At 60.4% G+C, this 17948-nt stretch carries 15 protein-coding genes; 4 read left to right on the top strand and 11 right to left on the bottom strand.

Annotated elements, in window-relative coordinates:
• Window positions 1-8: 8 nt before the first annotated feature.
• Both asd and PMI18_RS11395 read left to right on the top strand, forming a co-directional pair.
• Window positions 9-869 (top strand): archaetidylserine decarboxylase, encoded by an 861-nt coding sequence (asd, locus tag PMI18_RS11390; RefSeq protein ID WP_007902609.1) that lies wholly within the window; start codon window positions 9-11, stop codon window positions 867-869.
• A 149-nt stretch (window positions 870-1018) separates the two neighbouring features.
• Window positions 1019-2809, top strand: a complete 1791-nt coding sequence (locus PMI18_RS11395; protein ID WP_007902607.1) for a hypothetical protein — start codon at window positions 1019-1021, stop codon at window positions 2807-2809.
• Between the two features lie 119 nt (window positions 2810-2928).
• On the opposite strand, the gene serB is transcribed toward PMI18_RS11395, so the two are convergent.
• Window positions 2929-4143, bottom strand: a complete 1215-nt coding sequence (gene serB / locus PMI18_RS11400; RefSeq protein WP_007902606.1) for a phosphoserine phosphatase SerB — start codon at window positions 4141-4143, stop codon at window positions 2929-2931.
• Window positions 4144-4277: 134 nt separating this feature from the next.
• On the opposite strand from serB, the gene PMI18_RS11405 reads away from it, so the two are divergent.
• The gene (locus PMI18_RS11405; RefSeq protein WP_007902605.1) at window positions 4278-5813 is read left to right on the top strand and encodes an AhpA/YtjB family protein; all 1536 of its coding nucleotides are present in this window, start codon (window positions 4278-4280) and stop codon (window positions 5811-5813) included.
• Between the two features lie 328 nt (window positions 5814-6141).
• On the opposite strand, the gene PMI18_RS11410 is transcribed toward PMI18_RS11405, so the two are convergent.
• The 9 genes from PMI18_RS11410 to PMI18_RS11450 form a co-directional block, all read right to left on the bottom strand.
• A complete protein-coding gene (locus tag PMI18_RS11410) occupies window positions 6142-6855 on the bottom strand; it encodes a PqiC family protein (protein ID WP_007902604.1) in 714 nt (237 codons plus the stop codon).
• A gap of 176 nt (window positions 6856-7031) precedes the next feature.
• Window positions 7032-9299, bottom strand: coding sequence for a DNA topoisomerase IV subunit A (parC, locus tag PMI18_RS11415; RefSeq protein ID WP_007902602.1), 2268 nt, complete (start codon window positions 9297-9299; stop codon window positions 7032-7034).
• A gap of 10 nt (window positions 9300-9309) precedes the next feature.
• The gene (locus tag PMI18_RS11420) at window positions 9310-9831 is read right to left on the bottom strand and encodes a retropepsin-like aspartic protease family protein (protein ID WP_007902598.1); all 522 of its coding nucleotides are present in this window, start codon (window positions 9829-9831) and stop codon (window positions 9310-9312) included.
• Window positions 9828-10817, bottom strand: a complete 990-nt coding sequence (locus tag PMI18_RS11425; RefSeq protein ID WP_007902596.1) for an esterase-like activity of phytase family protein — start codon at window positions 10815-10817, stop codon at window positions 9828-9830. Before PMI18_RS11425 ends, PMI18_RS11420 begins: the two co-directional genes overlap by 4 nt.
• Complete coding sequence (gene parE, locus PMI18_RS11430; protein ID WP_007902595.1) at window positions 10817-12721, bottom strand: DNA topoisomerase IV subunit B; 1905 nt, start codon at window positions 12719-12721, stop codon at window positions 10817-10819. The genes PMI18_RS11425 and parE overlap by 1 nt, the downstream gene beginning before the upstream one ends.
• A gap of 52 nt (window positions 12722-12773) precedes the next feature.
• Window positions 12774-13382, bottom strand: a complete 609-nt coding sequence (locus tag PMI18_RS11435; protein WP_007902594.1) for a YqiA/YcfP family alpha/beta fold hydrolase — start codon at window positions 13380-13382, stop codon at window positions 12774-12776.
• Window positions 13383-13567: 185 nt separating this feature from the next.
• Complete coding sequence (cpdA, locus tag PMI18_RS11440; RefSeq protein WP_007902593.1) at window positions 13568-14383, bottom strand: 3',5'-cyclic-AMP phosphodiesterase; 816 nt, start codon at window positions 14381-14383, stop codon at window positions 13568-13570.
• Window positions 14384-14494: 111 nt separating this feature from the next.
• Complete coding sequence (locus PMI18_RS11445) at window positions 14495-14947, bottom strand: DUF1249 domain-containing protein (RefSeq protein ID WP_007902592.1); 453 nt, start codon at window positions 14945-14947, stop codon at window positions 14495-14497.
• Entirely contained in the window at window positions 14938-15555 is a 618-nt protein-coding gene (locus tag PMI18_RS11450; RefSeq protein WP_007902590.1) for an NUDIX domain-containing protein, read from the bottom strand. The genes PMI18_RS11445 and PMI18_RS11450 overlap by 10 nt, the downstream gene beginning before the upstream one ends.
• A 229-nt stretch (window positions 15556-15784) precedes the next feature.
• Between PMI18_RS11450 and PMI18_RS11455 the strand changes: the two genes are divergently transcribed.
• Window positions 15785-16531: an RsiV family protein gene (locus tag PMI18_RS11455; protein WP_007902588.1), complete on the top strand. Its 747-nt coding sequence runs from the start codon at window positions 15785-15787 to the stop codon at window positions 16529-16531.
• Here PMI18_RS11455 and cytX read toward each other — a convergent pair.
• The gene (gene cytX, locus PMI18_RS11460; protein WP_007902587.1) at window positions 16500-17792 is read right to left on the bottom strand and encodes a putative hydroxymethylpyrimidine transporter CytX; all 1293 of its coding nucleotides are present in this window, start codon (window positions 17790-17792) and stop codon (window positions 16500-16502) included. The two genes, PMI18_RS11455 and cytX, sit on opposite strands and share 32 nt — an antisense overlap.
• Window positions 17793-17948 lie beyond the last annotated feature (156 nt).

Below are 17948 nucleotides of genomic sequence, written 5' to 3'. Positions count from 1 at the left end.
GACAGTTAATGAAGAAGCGTTTGTTTATCCTCAGCCAATACCTGCTGCCCCATCACTTGCTCTCGCGACTGGCCGGCTGCATTGCCGAATGCCGCGTGCGCTGGTTCAAGAACGCCCTTACCGCCTGGTTCGCCAAGCGTTACCAAGTGGACATGTCCCAGGCGCTGGTCGAAGACCTGACGGCTTACGAGCACTTCAATGCATTCTTCACTCGTGCCTTGAAAGACGGCGCTCGCCCGCTGGACGAAACCCCAGGCGCGATCCTCAGCCCGGCCGACGGTGCCGTCAGCCAGCTCGGCCCTATCGAACACGGTCGCGTTTTCCAGGCCAAGGGTCACAGCTTCAGCGTGCTGGAACTGCTCGGTGGTGACGCCGCCAACGCAGCACCATTCATGGGCGGTGATTTCGCCACCATTTACCTGTCGCCCAAGGATTACCACCGCGTGCACATGCCGCTGGCCGGCACTCTGCGCGAGATGGTCTACATCCCCGGCCGCATCTTCTCGGTCAACCAGACCACTGCTGAAAACGTACCGGAGCTGTTCGCGCGCAACGAGCGTGTGGCGTGCATTTTCGATACTGAGCGCGGGCCGATGGCCGTGGTGCTGGTGGGCGCGATGATTGTGGCGTCGATCGAAACCGTGTGGGCCGGGCTGATCACGCCGCCAAAACGCGAGCTGAAAACCTTCCGCTACGATGAAGCCGCCCGTGCGCCGATCCATCTGGAAAAAGGCGCGGAATTGGGCCGCTTCAAGCTCGGCTCTACGGCGGTCGTGCTGTTCGGACCGGATCAAGTGAAATGGGCTGAAGGCCTGGGCGCTCTTTCGCCAGTGCAGATGGGTCAGAGCATCGGCTTGCCAAGCGCCTGATCCCGGGCCCGCCGCCCCGAATTTCTTCCGGGCGGCACATCCCCCTGTAAGGCAAGCGTGACGTAAAAATCGCGACACCCCCTCCGCGTTCATAGCTGCTACAGTCAAGTCATTCACTGCCCATTTCCCGGTCGGAGTTTGTCTACGGCATGAATGAAACCAATCCTGTCCTGCTGCTACGCGCACCGATCCCGACGCAGTCGCGTCTGTCTTTCTGCGAAGCCACGCCTCGCGACCTCAAGCGCTGGATCGCCAACCTGCCCAAAGCCAACATCGGCGAAACCGCTCGCCAGTTGTATCAAGGCTTGAGCGAACTCAACCAACTGCTCACACCCAGCGACAATCGCCTGCAATTGCTCGAACTGCTGCGGCCCGAGGTGTATTACGTCTGCAAGCACCTGGAGCGACATTTCCTGCATCAGGCGATTGTGCTCGACGAGCGCTCGCGCAAGATCGCCAACCTTTGCCAGGCACTGCAAAGCCACTTGGCGATCGGCTACAAGCAAATCGTCATTCGCGTCACGCCGCGCTTCAGTAAGGATCGCGCGCCGCTGCTGACCCAGGCTTTGCAACGGGCAATCCATTGCCTGAACGGCGCATTGATCCGCGCCACTGAACTCTATTGCCCGGTGCCCGAAAATCTGTGGCTGGAACTGCATCAGCTGTATCGGATTGGCTGTCAGTTCCAACTGCAACATTTGAGCGCGCGCGATGAACTGGCCAGTCAGACGCACAGCCTGAGCATCGAGCAAACCTACGTCGTCGCCCTTCTGCTGGGTGCTTCACGCTGCAATCAGCTGCGCCAGAACCAGATCGCCCGGCTCGCCGAGGTGCTCGAACCCTGGAGCCAGTGGATCAAGCTGCAACCGGCCAAACCGGACAACGGGCTGTTTGCCATCGCCCCGGATCTCGACACCGGGCCGCGCTACCGCTCCAAATTCCTCGCCGAACAACAGGAGAGTTTGCTAGGGATCGACCCGCAGCCCTTGGTCACGGCCATTGAAAACCATCTGCAACAGTCAGCCGACAAGGCATCGCCGCTGCCCGTTCCGACGGGGCTGAGCCTGGATACGCTGCAACACCTGCATGCCGCCTGGGGTCAGGCCGCCGAGCGCAGTTTCCAGCGCACTGTCGGCCACGGCACGTTGACCCTGTGCGTGGGCATGAGTGCATTGCACTTTTATCTCAGCGGGCAACGCTCGTTCAACGACATCTTGAAGAAACCCGGCGCCCGCCCCGCGCAGTTCTCGGCTACCGACCCGACACGTCGCGCCAAAGACCAATGGAACCAGGCTTTCGACGCCGCCCCCCATGGCACCGCAGACACGCTGCTGCCCTACGAAGAGATCGAATACCCGCACCTTCAAAACGATGACAGCCACGAGGCAGCCGATCGCCAACAGCATTTCCCGACCTATGTGCTGCCGGTGATCAATCACAGCCCTGGCGGCTATTGCCTGGCCTGGCCCGGCGCGGTGCCCGCCGAGCTACAGGCTGGCGAAATGGTCGGTATCGAGGATGCTGCCGGTCAAGGCTGGAGCATTGCAGTGGTGCGCTGGATCCGCCAGGTGCGGGGCGGTGGCACGCAGATGGGGATCGAGCAAGTCGCGCCTTGCGCCGAACCCTGCGGCCTGCAACTGATGCGCTCCGACGACGAGCACAGTCAGTACTTGCGCGGGCTGTTGCTGCCCGCCATCAGCGCCATCGACCTGCCGGCCACCCTGCTCACCCCGCGCCTGCCGTTCCAGGAAGGTCATAAGGTGCTGATCAATACCAACGGCGAGGAACGCCGGGCCGGGCTGGAGCGTCGGGTGGCGAGTACCAACAGCTTTAATCAGTTTGCCTACCGTTCGCTTGAGACAGCCAGAAACGAAAACGCCGCGAGGAACGGCGTGGTCGGGGCAGTGGAAGAATTTGATTCGTTGTGGAAGTCGCTTTGAGCGTCCGGCATTTGATCGGCGGTGATGCGTTCGCGGGCAAGCCTCGCTCCTACGGGTCCGCGCAACCCCTGTAGGAGCGAGGCTTGCCCGCGAAGAGGCCCGCCCAGACAACCTGAAACTCAGAGCTGCCCGTCGCGATCCCGAAAGCCCAGCAGGTACAGCACGCCATCCAGCCCAAGGGTGGAAATCGCCTGTTTCGCCGATTGCTTGACCAGCGGCTTGGCACGGAACGCTACACCCAGCCCGGCAATCGCCAGCATCGGCAGGTCGTTGGCACCGTCACCGACCGCAATCGTCTGCTCCAGACGCAAACCTTCCTTATGCGCCAGCTCACGCAGCAGATCCGCCTTGCGTTGCGCATCGACAATCGGCTCGACCGCCACACCCGTCACCTTGCCGTCGACCACTTCCAGTTCGTTGGCAAATACATAGTCGATGCCCAGCTTGGCCTGCAGTTGCTTGGCGAAGTAGGTGAAACCACCCGACAGAATCGCCGTCTTGTAGCCCAGACGCTTGAGTTCGGCGAACAGGGTTTCGGCGCCTTCGGTCAGGCGCAGCGAGGCGCCGATGGAGTCCAGCACGCTGACGTCCAACCCTTGCAACAAGGCCAGGCGCTCTTTGAAGCTGGCGCGAAAGTCCAGCTCGCCAGCCATCGCCCGCTCGGTAATCGCAGACACCTGGTCGCCCACACCGGCAGCCTTGGCCAGTTCGTCGATGACTTCGGCTTCGATCAGCGTCGAGTCCATGTCGAAGACTGCCAGACGCCGGTTACGGCGGAAAAGCGAATCTTCCTGGAAGGCGATGTCGACGTTCAATTCTTGAGCGACGCTGAGAAACTCGGCCCGCAGCGCTTGCGGATCCGCCGCCTCGCCGCGCACGGAAAACTCGATGCAGCCCTTGCCCTTGTCGGCAGGAGTGTCCAGCGGCATGCGCCCGGACAGGCGATCGATATGATCGATGTTCAGGCCATATTTGGCGGTGATCGAGCTCACGCGTTGCAATTGCTCGGCGGTCACTTTGCGGGTCAGCAGAGTGACAATGTGGCGTTTCTTGCCCTGATTGCCGACCCACAGCTGGTAATCCTCTTCGGACACCGGCGTGAAACGCACTTGTTGCTCAAGCTCATAGCCTTTGAACAGGATGTCCTTGAGCACCGAGTTACCTTGTTCGGTATCGGGAATTTCAACCAGGATGCCAAACGACAGAGTGTCGTGGATCACCGCCTGACCGATGTCGAGAATATTCACACCACCCTGGGCCAGAACGCCGGTAATGGCCGCAGTCAGACCCGGACGGTCGACTCCCGTGATGTTTATCAGGACGATTTCGCGCAAGGCGCACCCCCGCAGGTGGAAAAAAACCGCATTCTACCCATTTTCAGTGACCATCGGGCACCGCGAGCGCTTTGACGGTCTAGGGCCTGTCGCTATACTGCGCGTCAACTTCACGGACAAAGAGCCGAGCTCAAGTGAACCGGCCCACGCCAGTAAAAACCGATAACTTCTTTCTGCTGATCTTCCGGGCACTGCGTCATCGCCGTGTACCGATCGCATTGCGCATTGCCAGCCATAACGTGATCCTGGTCGCTCTGGCCCTGGTGATCTATGCCTGCGTGATGGGTTTGCAGTTCAAGCAGGCCATGCACGAGCAGGCGGATGCCTTGGGCGAAAGCCTGACCACCCAGACCGCGACCTCGGCCACGGAGCTGTTGGTGTCCAATGACATCCTCAGCCTGAATGTGCTGCTCAACAACCTGACCAAGAACAAACTGGTGGCTCACGCGGCCATTTACAGCGTGGATAACCGTATCCTCGCCGAAGCCGGTCAGCGCCCCAAGCACGGCCTGTTGGGCGAAGCCGAAGGCATGTACCAGAGCAAAATCACTTTCCAGGACGTGACTGCCGGGCAACTGCGCATCAGCCTGGACATGGATCAGTTCCAGCAGCCGATGACCATCAGCCTGCAAAGCATGGGCATTCTGAGTGCGATTCTGCTGGCGCTGTCCCTAGCCTTGAGCCTGCGCCTGGGGCGCAATATCTCCACACCGCTGATGCAATTGCGGGTGTGGCTGCGCAATATCGACGAATACACCCCGGCCACCGAGCGTCAGGATGAAGTCGGCGACCTCGCTCGTCAGTTGCACGCCAATTTCGCACCGGAGCCTGCCGAGCCAGAACCTGCGCCGGAGCCTGAATACGACGACAGCGATTACGAAGACGCCGACGATAACGAGCCGGCCTTCGAAGTGCGCAACCTGCGTGATCCAGGTTTCGACGAAACCAAGCCTGTAGCCGGCCTCAAGCCTGCACCACGACGTGTTGTCAGCACCGTCGAAGATGATGAGGACGACGAAGATCCGTTTGCCGACCTGCGTGACGACTCGACAAACAGCGGGCCGAAACCGGTGGCAAAACCGCAGGTATCGAACGCGCCTCAGCACAGCGCGGTACTGGCGGTACAACTGGGCGCACAGGATCAACTGCGTCGCCTGCCCCGCGCACGCCTGGAAGAACTGCTGAAACGCTACCGCGATTGCCTCGATCAGGCCGCTTCGCTCTACCAGAGCGAACTGCACACCCTGAACGATGGCAGCACGCTGATGCTGTTCCACACCGAAGACAGCGGCGACGATTACCTGACCAACGCTATCTGCTGCGGCGAGTTGCTGCGTGCCTTGGGTCATCAGTTGCAGATCGAAGTCGCCGACAGCGGCATCACCCTGCAATTGCAGTTGGGTCTGACGCTGGGGGACGAACTGTTCGGTCTGAGCCAGATCGACCTGCTGTTGACCGAAACCGCTCAGGATGCACTGGCCCTGTCGCAACACAGCCGCAACCTGCTGCTGGTGGAGCGCAAGATCAGTGACGACGCACTGATTCGCCAGCGTGCGCGGATCCGCCCGATCGCCAGCCCTGAAGGTGCATGTTGCGTAGAGCGCTTGATGGAGCCTTATCCGTCGATGCTGGAACGGCAACTGGCGCGGATGCACGAACGCCGGGCGTAAACCCCAGTCCCCCGGTAAAAAGAAGCCCGCAGACAAGTAATTGTCTGCGGGCTTTTTGGTGACCGCCTGAAAAGATCGCAGCCTTCGGCAGCTCCTACAAAGTTCGCATACACCTGCAAGGCCGCGGTCTACCCGGCCCCTTTGTTGCCTGCTCCGACGCCTTCGCGGGCAAGCCTCGCTCCTACGGGGCCGCGCAAACGGGGACTGCCCCACTCTTGTAGGAGCGAGGCTTGCCCGCGAAGAGGCCAGCAGCAGCGCTGGATTTCTCAATCTGCAGAAACAACAAAGCCCGCATCAATGGCGGGCTTTGCTTTGGATCAATCCAGGCTTAGAACCTGAACACTTCCATATCCGTGCGAATCGGCGAAGCCATCGGGATTTTCGGCTGCTTCTCCGGCTCTGCTGCCGGTGCCACAGGCTTGGCAGCCTGTTTGCGCGGCGCTTCGGCGATCGGCGGCTGGTTGGCCAGCGGCTTGAGCGCAGTCGACAGTTGCTCGGCCAGACGCTGCAGCAACACACCCTGAGCCTGAACCTGAGCCGCAGTCCCGCCAGTGTGCTGCTCCTGCAGATGAATGATGCGGTTATCGCGCACCTGACCACGACGGTCGATCAGGCGCCATTGCGCATCAAGGATCGCCGGTTGCGATGCCCCCGAATCCAGTCGCGTGATCGTCAGCAGCACCTGAACATCCGGCGTGAAGCCTAATGTCGCCGGTGCCAGGACAACGCGCTGACTGTCCAGATGGCCGGCGACCTGACGCAGCAACAGCTGATCAATATCGGACGACAGGCTACCCGCCCAACGACCATCAGCCGAAGCTTGCAGGCTGCCATCGGGCTGACGCTGCAACAAGGTTTCGCGTTGCAGGTAGTCGGCAACCGTTACCGGGCCCAACAATACCGCCATGCCCGCGCTTTGCGCAGGCTGAGCCGGACTTCCGCTGTCCAGCTGATACAGCGACACCGGTTGGTGAACGCTGCAACCCGCCAGGCCAAGAACGCCGGCGAGCATCAAAATAAAAGGAAGGCGCAGAGCAGTCATCGTCCCATCCAGGTGGCTGCCACAAGGCTAACCACAGTGAAAATACTCAAAAAATATGAAGAACGCTCAGCTACGCCGGCGCTTGAAAGGCCATATCATCCGTGAATATGCGTTCCGACTCCAGCGGCAAAGCGTCGATCTACGCGTTAAATCGTAGATCGAGCGCTCTAGGACGCTTAATTGAGGTTTTCGACGAACAGCGCATCCACCCTCTGAAAGCCACGTGGAAGTTTGTTACCGCGACGTCCACGCTCACCTTTGTAGTGTTCGAGGTCGTCCGCCTTCAGTGACAAGGTACGTTTTCCGGCCTGCAGCACCAAAGTGGCACCCTCCGGCAAAACGGCAATGTCCGTGACATATTCTTCGCGACTGGCAACACGTTCACCGGAAATCCCGATGATCTTATTCCCTTTTCCTTTACCTAATTGTGGCAAATCGCTGATTTTGAAAATCAGCAGCCGACCTTCGGTGGTCACCGAGGCCAGCCAGTTGTGCTCACGATCGGCTACCGGACGCGGCAGAATCACTTTGGCGTTGTTCGGCAAACTCAACAGGGCCTTGCCCGCCTTGTTCTTGGCTTGCAGGTCTTCACCCTTGACCACGAATCCGTAACCGGCGTCGGAGGCGATCACGTACAGCGAATCGTCTTCAGGCATCAGCACGCATTCGAAACTCGCCCCTGGCGGCGGCGTCAGACGGCCGGTCAGCGGTTCGCCCTGGCCGCGGGCCGATGGCAAGGTGTGGGCCGCGACCGAATAGCTGCGACCAGTGGAGTCGATAAACACTGCAAACTGGTTGGAGCGACCGGGCGCTAAGGCCTTGAAACCATCCCCGGCCTTGTAGGAAAGCCCGGTGGCGTCGATTTCGTGCCCCTTGGCAGAGCGAACCCAGCCTTTTTCCGACAGAACTACGGTCACTTTCTCGTTCGGCAGCAGATCGTGCTCAGTCAAGGCCTTGGCTTCTGCACGCTCGACGATTGGCGAGCGACGGTCGTCGCCATACGTTTCGGCGTCCTTGATCAGCTCGGTGCGTACCAGCTTTTTCAGCTTGGCTTCGCTGCCCAGCAGGGCTTGCAGCTTGGCTTGCTCCTTGAGCAGTTCATCCTGCTCGGCACGCAGCTTCATTTCTTCCAGTCGCGCCAACTGACGCAAACGGGTGTCGAGGATGTAATCGGCCTGGATTTCGCTCAGGGCGAAACGCTCGATCAGTGCGGCTTTCGGGTGTTCCTCGGTGCGGATGATGTGAATCACTTCATCCAGATTGAGGTAAGCGATCAACAAACCGTCCAACAGGTGCAGGCGACGCTCAACCTTGTCCAGGCGGAATTGCAGACGACGACGCACGGTCTGCACCCGGAACTCCAGCCACTCGACCAGCAAGGCCCGCAGGTTTTTCAGCTGCGGCTTGCCGTCCAGGCCAATGATGTTGATGTTGACCCGGTAGCTCGACTCCAGCTCTGTGCTGGCGAACAGGTGGGTCATCAATGCATCGTGGTCAAAGTTTTTGCGTGCACCGGGAATAATCACAATCCGGCACGGGTTTTCGTGGTCGGACTCGTCTCGCAGGTCAGCGATCTGCGGAGCCTTGGAGGGCTTGGCCTGCATCATGGCCGCGATCTGTTCCAGCACCTTGGCGCCGGAGACCTGATGCGGCAGCGCGGTGACGATGATGTCGCCGTCCTCGATGTGGTAAACAGCGCGCATGCGCACCGAACCCTTGCCGGTTTCGTAGATTTTCAGCAGGTCGGCGCGCGGCGTGATGATTTCCGCTTCGGTCGGATAATCCGGGCCCTGGATGTGCTCGCAGAGCTGCTCGACCGTGGCTTTCGGCTCGTCCAGCAAGCGCACGCAAGCGGTCGCGACTTCGCGCAGGTTATGCGGCGGTACGTCGGTGGCCATGCCCACGGCGATACCGGTGGTGCCGTTGAGCAGGATGTTCGGCAAACGGGCCGGCAATACCAAAGGCTCTTCCAGCGTGCCGTCGAAGTTCGGGCCCCAATCCGCAGTGCCCTGGCCCAGTTCGCTGAGCAGCACTTCGGAATAACGTGATAGCCGCGCCTCGGTGTAACGCATGGCGGCGAAGGACTTCGGATCGTCCGGCGCACCCCAGTTACCCTGGCCGTCGACCAGCGTGTAGCGGTAGCTGAACGGCTGGGCCATCAGGACCATGGCTTCGTAGCACGCCGAGTCGCCGTGCGGGTGGAACTTACCGAGCACGTCACCGACGGTACGCGCCGATTTCTTGTGCTTGGAATCGGCGTCCAGCCCCAACTCGCTCATCGCATAGATGATGCGCCGCTGTACCGGTTTCAGGCCGTCGCCGATATGCGGCAGGGCACGGTCCATGATCACGTACATGGAGTAGTTGAGGTAGGCATTTTCGGTGAAGTCAGCCAGTGACCGGCGTTCTACACCGTCCAGGCTGAGATCAAGGGAGTCGCTCATGCGGGCCTCATCAGTTCGTTGTCTGGCGCAGCAGCATGGTGCCACCGCGCTGGGTAAATTCAAGTTTGTTCAGTGCGCTCATACCGAGCAGCACCTGATTGCCGTGCAAACCGGGCGCCACCAGCGCGCGAACGTCACGCAGCACGATGTCGCCCAACTGCAGCCGGTCGAGGCGGGTTCGATAGCCCTCGCTCAAGCCATTGGCCGTGCTCAGGGTCACCCCGAAGCCTTTTTCCAGTTTCAGTCGCTCGGCCATTTCGGCCGGGATCGACACATCGGTCGCACCGGTATCGAGCATGAACTCCACGGGCTGGCCGTTGATCTGGCCGGTAGCAACAAAATGCCCCTGGCTGTTGCCGATCAGCTTCACTTCGATAAAACCTTGGCCCTGCTCAGAGCTGACGACGGTGTTGGGATTCTGTTGACGCTCCTCCCACTGACCGAAGAACCTCGTCGCCAGAAACAGCGCGGCGCACCAGGCCAGCACCATCAACACCCGACCGGCGCGCTTGCCCGGCGGTTGCTGACTCATGGCTTGGCACTCCAGCCGCCTTCAGGCACGGCAAAGCGCCAGACAATCGGGCGTACCTCGCCATCGGCTCGCGCACCGTTATTGTTGTCGATGCCGATCCAGGCGCCGTCGGCGTCCACGATCAACGCCTCCGCCAGCCCATAGGCCTGTGAATAACGACGGTTTTCCTGCAAGGCCTCGGTGGCAAACGACCAGCAGCGCTCCACCTTGGCTGTCACTGCATCACGGCGGCAAATCTGAAAGACATTGCGCTCAAGGGTAAACAGCTTGCCGTCGAACAATGACAGATCGGCAAAATCCCGAGAGCGCGCGCGGGCCTTGGGAAACTGTGCTGGTTGCATCTCCACTCCGGCTTCACTCAGCAGCACACAACCACCCTTGCAGTCCCAGACCGTTTGCTGACGCTTGATCATCAGCAAACCGCGGCGCTCACGTTCGGCAGCCAGCCACAGCGTGTCACCGGCCGGATTGATCGCCAGCCCTTCGAACAACGCATTGAAGTGCAGCAACATACCGCTGGCCCGTGCTTCGCGTACCAGCATCGGCGAGATTTTCAGCCAGGACGCAGGTCCGATTGGCGGAACTTGCAACACCGCCGCGTGCGCTTCGCTGACGATGTAACGATTGCCAGCGCTGTCGCAGGTGATGCCTTCGAAATCCAGGTCCCCGCCCCGCACGAACGACGCCGCCCAGGTCCGCGAACGCAAGCCCCAGGGCAAACCGCTGTCGGGCGGCAGGGGTACGTCGATGCGCACGGTTTCGGCTTGCCAGGTGTTGTTGCGGGTGTCGAGGCGATAGATTTGATCATCGTCACGATCCGAAACGGTCCACAGATCCTTGCCGCACTGGGCCAGCCCCGACAGATTGCCGCCGAGCATGCCGTCGACGGCATGCTCGGATAACAAGCGCAGCTCGGGTGCAGGCTCCGCCGAAACCGTTACCGAGGTCAGCAGCAACGCACACGCCAGGGCCCAGCCAAATCGCATCAGCCCAGAACCTCGGCCAGGTTGCCCTTGGACTCCAGCCAGGACTTGCGATCGCCAGCGCGTTTTTTCGCCAGCAGCATGTCCATCATTTCCGAGGTCGCGTCGAAATCTTCCAGCGTCAACTGCACCAGACGCCGCGTGTTCGGGTCCATGGTGGTTTCGCGCAGCTGCGGCGGGTTCATTTCACCCAGACCTTTGAATCGGGTGACCTGTGGTTTGCCGCGTTTCTTCTCGGCTACTAGACGATCGAGAATGCCATCGCGCTCGGCCTCGTCCAGGGCATAGTAAATTTCTTTGCCCAGGTCGATACGGTACAGCGGCGGCATGGCGACGTAGACGTGACCGGCATCCACCAGCGGGCGGAAATGCTGGACGAACAAGGCGCAGAGCAACGTGGCGATGTGCAGACCATCGGAGTCGGCGTCGGCGAGGATGCAGATTTTTCCGTAACGCAGCTGAGCGATGTCCGCCGAGCCCGGATCGACACCGATGGCCACGGCGATGTTGTGCACTTCCTGGCTGGCCAGCACTTCGCTGCCGTCGACTTCCCAGGTATTCAGAATCTTGCCGCGCAACGGCAGGATCGCCTGAAATTCTTTGTCCCGCGCCTGCTTGGCCGAACCGCCGGCGGAATCACCTTCCACCAGGAACAGCTCGGAGCGCATCGGGTCCTGCCCGGCGCAGTCAGCGAGTTTGCCCGGCAGTGCCGGCCCTTGGGTAATGCGTTTACGCTCGACCTTCTTGCTGGCCTTCAGACGACGGCCGGCGTTGTTGATCGCCAGTTCCGCCAGCAACATGCCGGTTTCCGGGTGGGCGTTGAGCCACAGGCTGAAGGCATCCTTGACCACACCGGAAACAAAGGCCGCCGCTTCACGGGATGACAGGCGCTCCTTGGTCTGACCGGAGAATTGCGGTTCCTGCATTTTCATCGACAGGACGAACGCGATGCGCTCCCAGACGTCTTCCGGCGCCAGCTTCACACCGCGCGGCAACAGGCTGCGGAACTCGCAGAACTCGCGCATCGCATCGAGCAAGCCCTGACGCAGACCGTTGACGTGCGTACCACCCTGGGCTGTAGGGATCAGGTTGACGTAGCTTTCCTGAACGCTGTCGCCGCCCTCGGGCAACCACAGCAACGCCCAATCGACCGCTTCTTTGTTACCGGCCAGGCTGCCGCAGAACGGCTCGTCCGGCAGGCGTTCGAATTCGCTGACCGCGTCCACCAGGTAGGAGCGCAGGCCGTCTTCGTAATGCCATTCGACTTTCTCGCCGGTGGCCTTGTCTTCAAAACTGACCAGCAGCCCCGGGCACAGAACGGCTTTGGCCTTGAGCACGTGCTTGAGGCGGCTGATGGAGAATTTCGGTGAATCGAAATACTTCGGGTCCGGCGCGAAGAACACGCTGGTGCCGGTGTTGCGCTTGCCGACGGTGCCGATCACTTCCAGCTCGGTCTTTTTGTAACCGTCAGCGAAAGTCATCTGGTATTCGTTGCCGTCGCGTTTTACACGTACCCGAACTTCGGTCGACAAGGCGTTGACCACAGAAATACCCACCCCGTGCAGACCGCCGGAGAACTGGTAGTTCTTGTTGGAAAACTTGCCGCCCGCATGAAGCTTGGTGAGGATCAGCTCCACACCCGACACACCCTCTTCCGGGTGAATGTCCACCGGCATGCCACGGCCGTCATCGCTGACTTCCAGAGAGTGATCGGCGTGCAGGATGACCTGCACCGATGTCGCATGCCCGGCCAAGGCTTCGTCGACGCTGTTGTCGATGACTTCCTGGGCAAGGTGGTTCGGCCGACTGGTGTCGGTGTACATGCCGGGGCGTTTGCGCACCGGGTCGAGGCCCGAGAGGACTTCGATGGCGTCTGCGTTATAAGAGCTAGCGCTGGGAGTGGCCATGGGGTCTCGTCGTCCGCCTGTAAAAAGTGTTCTGTGAAAAAGAGGCGACAAATCACAGTGCAGTGAAATCAATCGCCTGATACAAATCTGCGCCGATGCCGGCGAAACTCAGCATTGCCGGCAATTGCCCGGCAAAACCCTGGAAACTATGGTCGCCGCCCGCCTGGATGCGCAAGGCACAGGCCCGGTAATACTGCTGGGCGAGGCGATAATCCAGCGTTTCGTCGCCGGTCTGCAACCATACTTGAAACCGCTGCGGATCCTTGGGCGCCGGCACTTCCAGCTCGGCCAGGGCCGTCACATGGTCGTGGGTCAATTCCCAAGTCTCATCGGTATACAGATTTTTCTGCGTCCCCAGGAACCCGTCGAACATCCGGTGCGGGCTGACGGCAGGGTTGATCAACAGGGCTTTCAAGCCATGGCGCTCGGCCAAGTGAGTCGCATAGTAGCCGCCGAGTGAGCTGCCGACCAGCAGTGGCCGCCCCAGCTCGGCAATCGCCTGCTCCAGCTGACCGATGGCCTCGCGGGGATGGTGATGCAAGGCCGGCACACGCAACTGATCGCTCAAGCCCAGCCGTTCCATCACATTAATCAACTGACAGGCCTTTTTCGACGCCGGCGCGCTGTTGAAACCGTGGATATAAAGGATCGAACCAGACATTTGAGCTCCCTGTGCGTCGGGTAAAGAGGCGCAGTTTACAGGGTGTCGGGAAAATCGGGGATATGCGTGAAAATCAGGTTGCCTTGGCGGACGCCATCGCGAGCAGGCTCGCTCCCACAGGGGTATGCATTCCAATGTGGGAGCAAGCCTGCTCGCGATGACCGCGCCGCGGTCTTTCTGTATGTTCAGTAACCGTTGGAACCGTAATCAACCTGAAAATCGAAACCGGTGACGCGCTCAACGCCTGTTTCGAGCTGGCCATCCGGCAACAACCGCAACCACCGATACCCCGGCGCCTGCTCGCTCACCTTGAAATCATCACTGCCCGGCTCGAACTGAATGCAGGTCGAGGGCGATGCGATCAGGCGAACATTGTTGCGTAGCTGATCAATCTCCTGATGCACATGCCCCCACAACACCGCACGCACCTGTGGAAAGCGATCCAGCACCGCGAATAATGCTTCTGGATTGCGCAAGCCAATGGGCTCCATCCATGCACACCCGATCGATACCGGGTGATGATGGAAACACACCAGATGATGCCGCTCCGGTGCCTCACTCAACGAGCGAGCGAGTAACTGCAATTGCTCATCCTGCAAATACCCCGGCACCGACCCCGGCACCGCCGAATCGAGCAACGTGACCCGCCAGTTACCGATATCCACCACCGGCTCCAGCAGCGCACTCTGCACCGCCGCCACAGCCATGACCTGCGGCTCGTCATGATTACCGGGAATCCAGCGTGCCGGCGCATCGATCTGTCGGCTCAGGTCGCGAAACAGTTGATATGACTCCAGCGTCCCGTCCTGAGACAGGTCACCACTGGCAATCATCAGATCGATCTGCGGCTGCTGCTTCAATACCAGCTCAATGACCTGTTGCAGGCTGTCGCGGGTATTCATGCCCAGCAACGCCCCGTCCGCCTCGGCAAACAGATGGCTGTCGGAGAGTTGCACCAGCAACGCCGGATCGGCGGTGGTCAATGTGGATACGCTCGGCAAGGCGTTCTCCCAGGGCGTGATCACGGGATGGGTAAGTGCCGCAATTATGCTGGGGGACGATCAAAAGAGGAAATCTGTGAACCGGACGCAGTTCACAACTACACAGGGCTCTTAGCGCACAACGGCGTACTCGTGACCGCAAGCCAGGCAATGACTCAGCCATTCCCCCAGAAACAGATTGAGCTGAGCTTTTTCATCCGGCTGATGCATCGCGGCGTTCGGGTAAGGATAGATGCCGCGAAAGCGTCGTGCATGTTCAGCGCTGACCACTTCGGCCATGCACGCGTCGTGATACACCTGAACTTCAAGTTGCGGCACCGGCAGCCACGGCAGGCTGTGTTCCTGGCGGACTTGCAGGGTCGTGGTGTACGGACAAACCTGCAGCACTTCGAGGGCCAGCACGCCCAGCATCTGGTCGCCGTGGGTCACGGCAATGCGCCGCGCCTGCGGCTCGCTACGCATGTCCGGTAGCAGTCGCATCAGGCGCGCGTAGTTGGCCTCGCAGGAGGCTTGCAACCCCACGAGGTCGATCCGGTAGCGATCGCGCAGCTTGTTTACGACCATAACCCCCTCACTTCAACGCGGTTCAAAGCCAGCCATTGCAAGGCGATGATGCTTGCCGCGTTGGCAATACGTCCGTCGCGTACGGCTTGCAGGGCATCTTCGAACGCCCAGACCGTGACGCGAATATCTTCTGCCTCTTCCTCCAGCCCATGCAGGCCGCCAACCCCGGTTGTCTCGCAACGCCCCAGGTACAAATGCACAAACTCGTTACTACCGCCCGGCGATGGAAAATACTTGGTCATCGGCCAGAGCGCCCCGAATACAAGCCCAGCTTCCTCCTGCGCTTCGCGGTGAGCAACTTCTTCCGGTACTTCATCCTTGTCGATCAGACCGGCGACCAGTTCGATCAGCCACGGGTTGTCGGTCTTGCCCATGGCGCCGACGCGAAACTGCTCGATCAGCACCACTTCATCGCGCTGCGGATCGTACGGCAGCACACACACCGCATCGTGGCGCACGAACACTTCACGATTGATCTCGCGACTCATGCCACCGGCGAACAACTCATGACGCAAGTGCACGCGGTCGAGCTTGTAGAAGCCCTCGTAGCACTTTTCGCGCCGAACGATATCAACGGCGGTCGGAATGGCGTTGGCAAAATCAGTCATGACAATCCTCGTTTACTGCAAATCCGTTACGAGGCTCCTTTTTGTTACTTGCAACCTCGACTTCGCGCCATCCTAACGCGCCCGCGATGTTTGATGCAGCCCCTTTCCAGTCAGCGGGATAGACGGTGAGGGTGAAACCAACTCTAATTAGCTTAGTGGCGAACTGACTGCTTCGTTGAGAGTCGAAGCGGGTAACTTTTCGCCTTCCCCTGTTTCGTAAAGGACGCCCATGTCGCTTTTCAAGATTGCCTCCGTGGCCGCCATCGCCCTGACCCTGGGTGCGTGCCAGAGTTTGTTCCAGCCCAACTATCGAGCGCCGCTGGAAACTACCCGCGACGCATCGGAACAGTTGAAACCAGGCTGTGCCAACCCTGAATGCCCGTTGGTGAATATCGATACGCTGCGTTTCCCCGATGAGCCTGCACTAAACGGCATCATCGAAAAACGCCTGCTGCAAATGACCCGCACCTCACCCGAAGCCCCCGTAGCGCCCACGCTGGCGGCGTATCGCGAGCAGTTCTTGAGCAGCGCAGGCCCGCGCTACAGCAGCTACTTGCAAGCCAAGGTACGTGAGCAGCATGACGGCTTGGTGATCGTTGAATTGTCCAGCTACCTGGACACCGGCGGTGCCCATGGCACGCCGGGCCGCGGTTTCATCAACTATTCACGTCAACAGCATAAAGTGCTGACACTGTCGGATATGTTGGTTCCGGGGCAGGAAGAAGCGTTCTGGAAAGCCGCCCAAGTGGCGCACAACAGCTGGCTGATCAGCACCAAGCTCGATCAGGAACCGGAGTTCGTGAAGAGCTGGCCCTTCGTGAAAACCCAGAATGTGGCGCTGACCTACGGCGGGGTGATCCTCAAGTACGAAGTGAGCACCCTTGCGCCTTACGCATTGGGCCACGTCGAACTGAAGATCCCCTACCCGCGCCTGAACGGTATTCTCAAGCCTGAGCTGTTTCCCGGCCGTAGCTGAAGGCTCGACCGAGCAGCAGTTGCAGCAGCCCTGCCAGTACCAGCGACGGCAGGGTTGCGCCGATGTCCGGATAGAGATTGGCCAGCAAGTGATAGGTGCTCACCCCACCTAACCAGGCGAGCAACGCCGGCCAGCGCAATGCAGCTGACGCTACCTGGCCACTGCGCTTGCGCAGGATGAAGTGATCCACCAGCACCACGCCGAACAGCGGCGCAAACACCGAACCGATCAACAGCAGAAAGTTCTGGTACTGGGCCAATGGCGCCAGGCAGGCGATCAGCGTGCAGATGACGCCGATGGCCAAGGCCAGATGCTCGACTTTCAAGCGCAACAGAATCCCGCTGGACACCGCCGCCGAGTGAATATCGGCAAAGGCATTGTCCGACTCGTCCAACAGAATCAGCAGCAATGGAATCCCCAAACCTGCACCGGCCAACGCCAGCAGCAAGGCATTCACTTCACCGCTCGGCGCGAACGCCAGGGTGTAGGCCACGCCCAGGCTCATCAGCCAGAAATTACCGATAAAGAAGCCCAGCGCCGTACCGCCGAAGACATTCTTCGCACGCTTGCCGAACCGCGAGTAGTCGGCAATCAGCGGCAGCCAGGACAGCGGCATGGCGATCGCAATGTCAAAGCCCACGGCGAACGGCATCGAACCATCACCGGCCTGCGCCCACAACGCCGCAAGGTCGGTTTTGGCGAACAGGTTCCAGGTCAGCCAGATACACGCGGCCAACAGCAGCCAGATGCCCCACTTGCGCAGGATCTTGCGCACGAAGGTCAGTGGCCCGCTGACGGCCAGCAACGTCGCCAAACCACCGAAGAAAACTGTCCAAAGCAGCGGATTCGACAGCAGGCTGCCTTCGCTGAATGCGCGGGCGCCGAGCAGGCTGGCAGCGTCGCGCATCACGATGATTTCGAACGAACCCCAACCGATCAGTTGCAACAGGTTCAACACCGCCGGAAGGCTCGCGCCATGACGGCCCAGGCTGAGTTTAAGCGCGGCCATCGACGACAGGCCGGTGTCGCTGCCGATCACACCGACAGCGGCCAGCAACAGAACGCCGACCAGCGTGCCGAGAAAAATCGCCAGCAACGAGCCAGACAGGCCCAGACCCGGTGCGAGCAAAGCACCGGTCTGCAACACCATCAGGCCGATGCCAAGGGAGAACCACAGGGAAAACAGATCACGGCCGCCGAAGACACGTTTGTCGCTCGGCACCGCGGTATCCGGGGAGTAGGTGCTGGGTTGAATGCTCAAGGGGTGTTATCTCAGAGGAACATATGTTGTTGTAACCACAACCTGTAGGAGCGAGGCTTGCCCGCGAAAGCGGTGTGTCAGACAAACCGCCTTCGCGGGCAAGCCTCGCTCCTACAAGAGCTGCGCCAGCCTCGAAAGGCTGGCGCTGCGGATCAG

Origin of the sequence: Pseudomonas sp. GM102, assembly GCF_000282555.1 — a bacterium.
Taxonomy (GTDB): Bacteria; Pseudomonadota; Gammaproteobacteria; order Pseudomonadales; family Pseudomonadaceae; genus Aquipseudomonas.
Note: the sequence above shows the minus strand (reverse complement) of the source record. Positions and strands in the feature narration are given on the sequence as shown.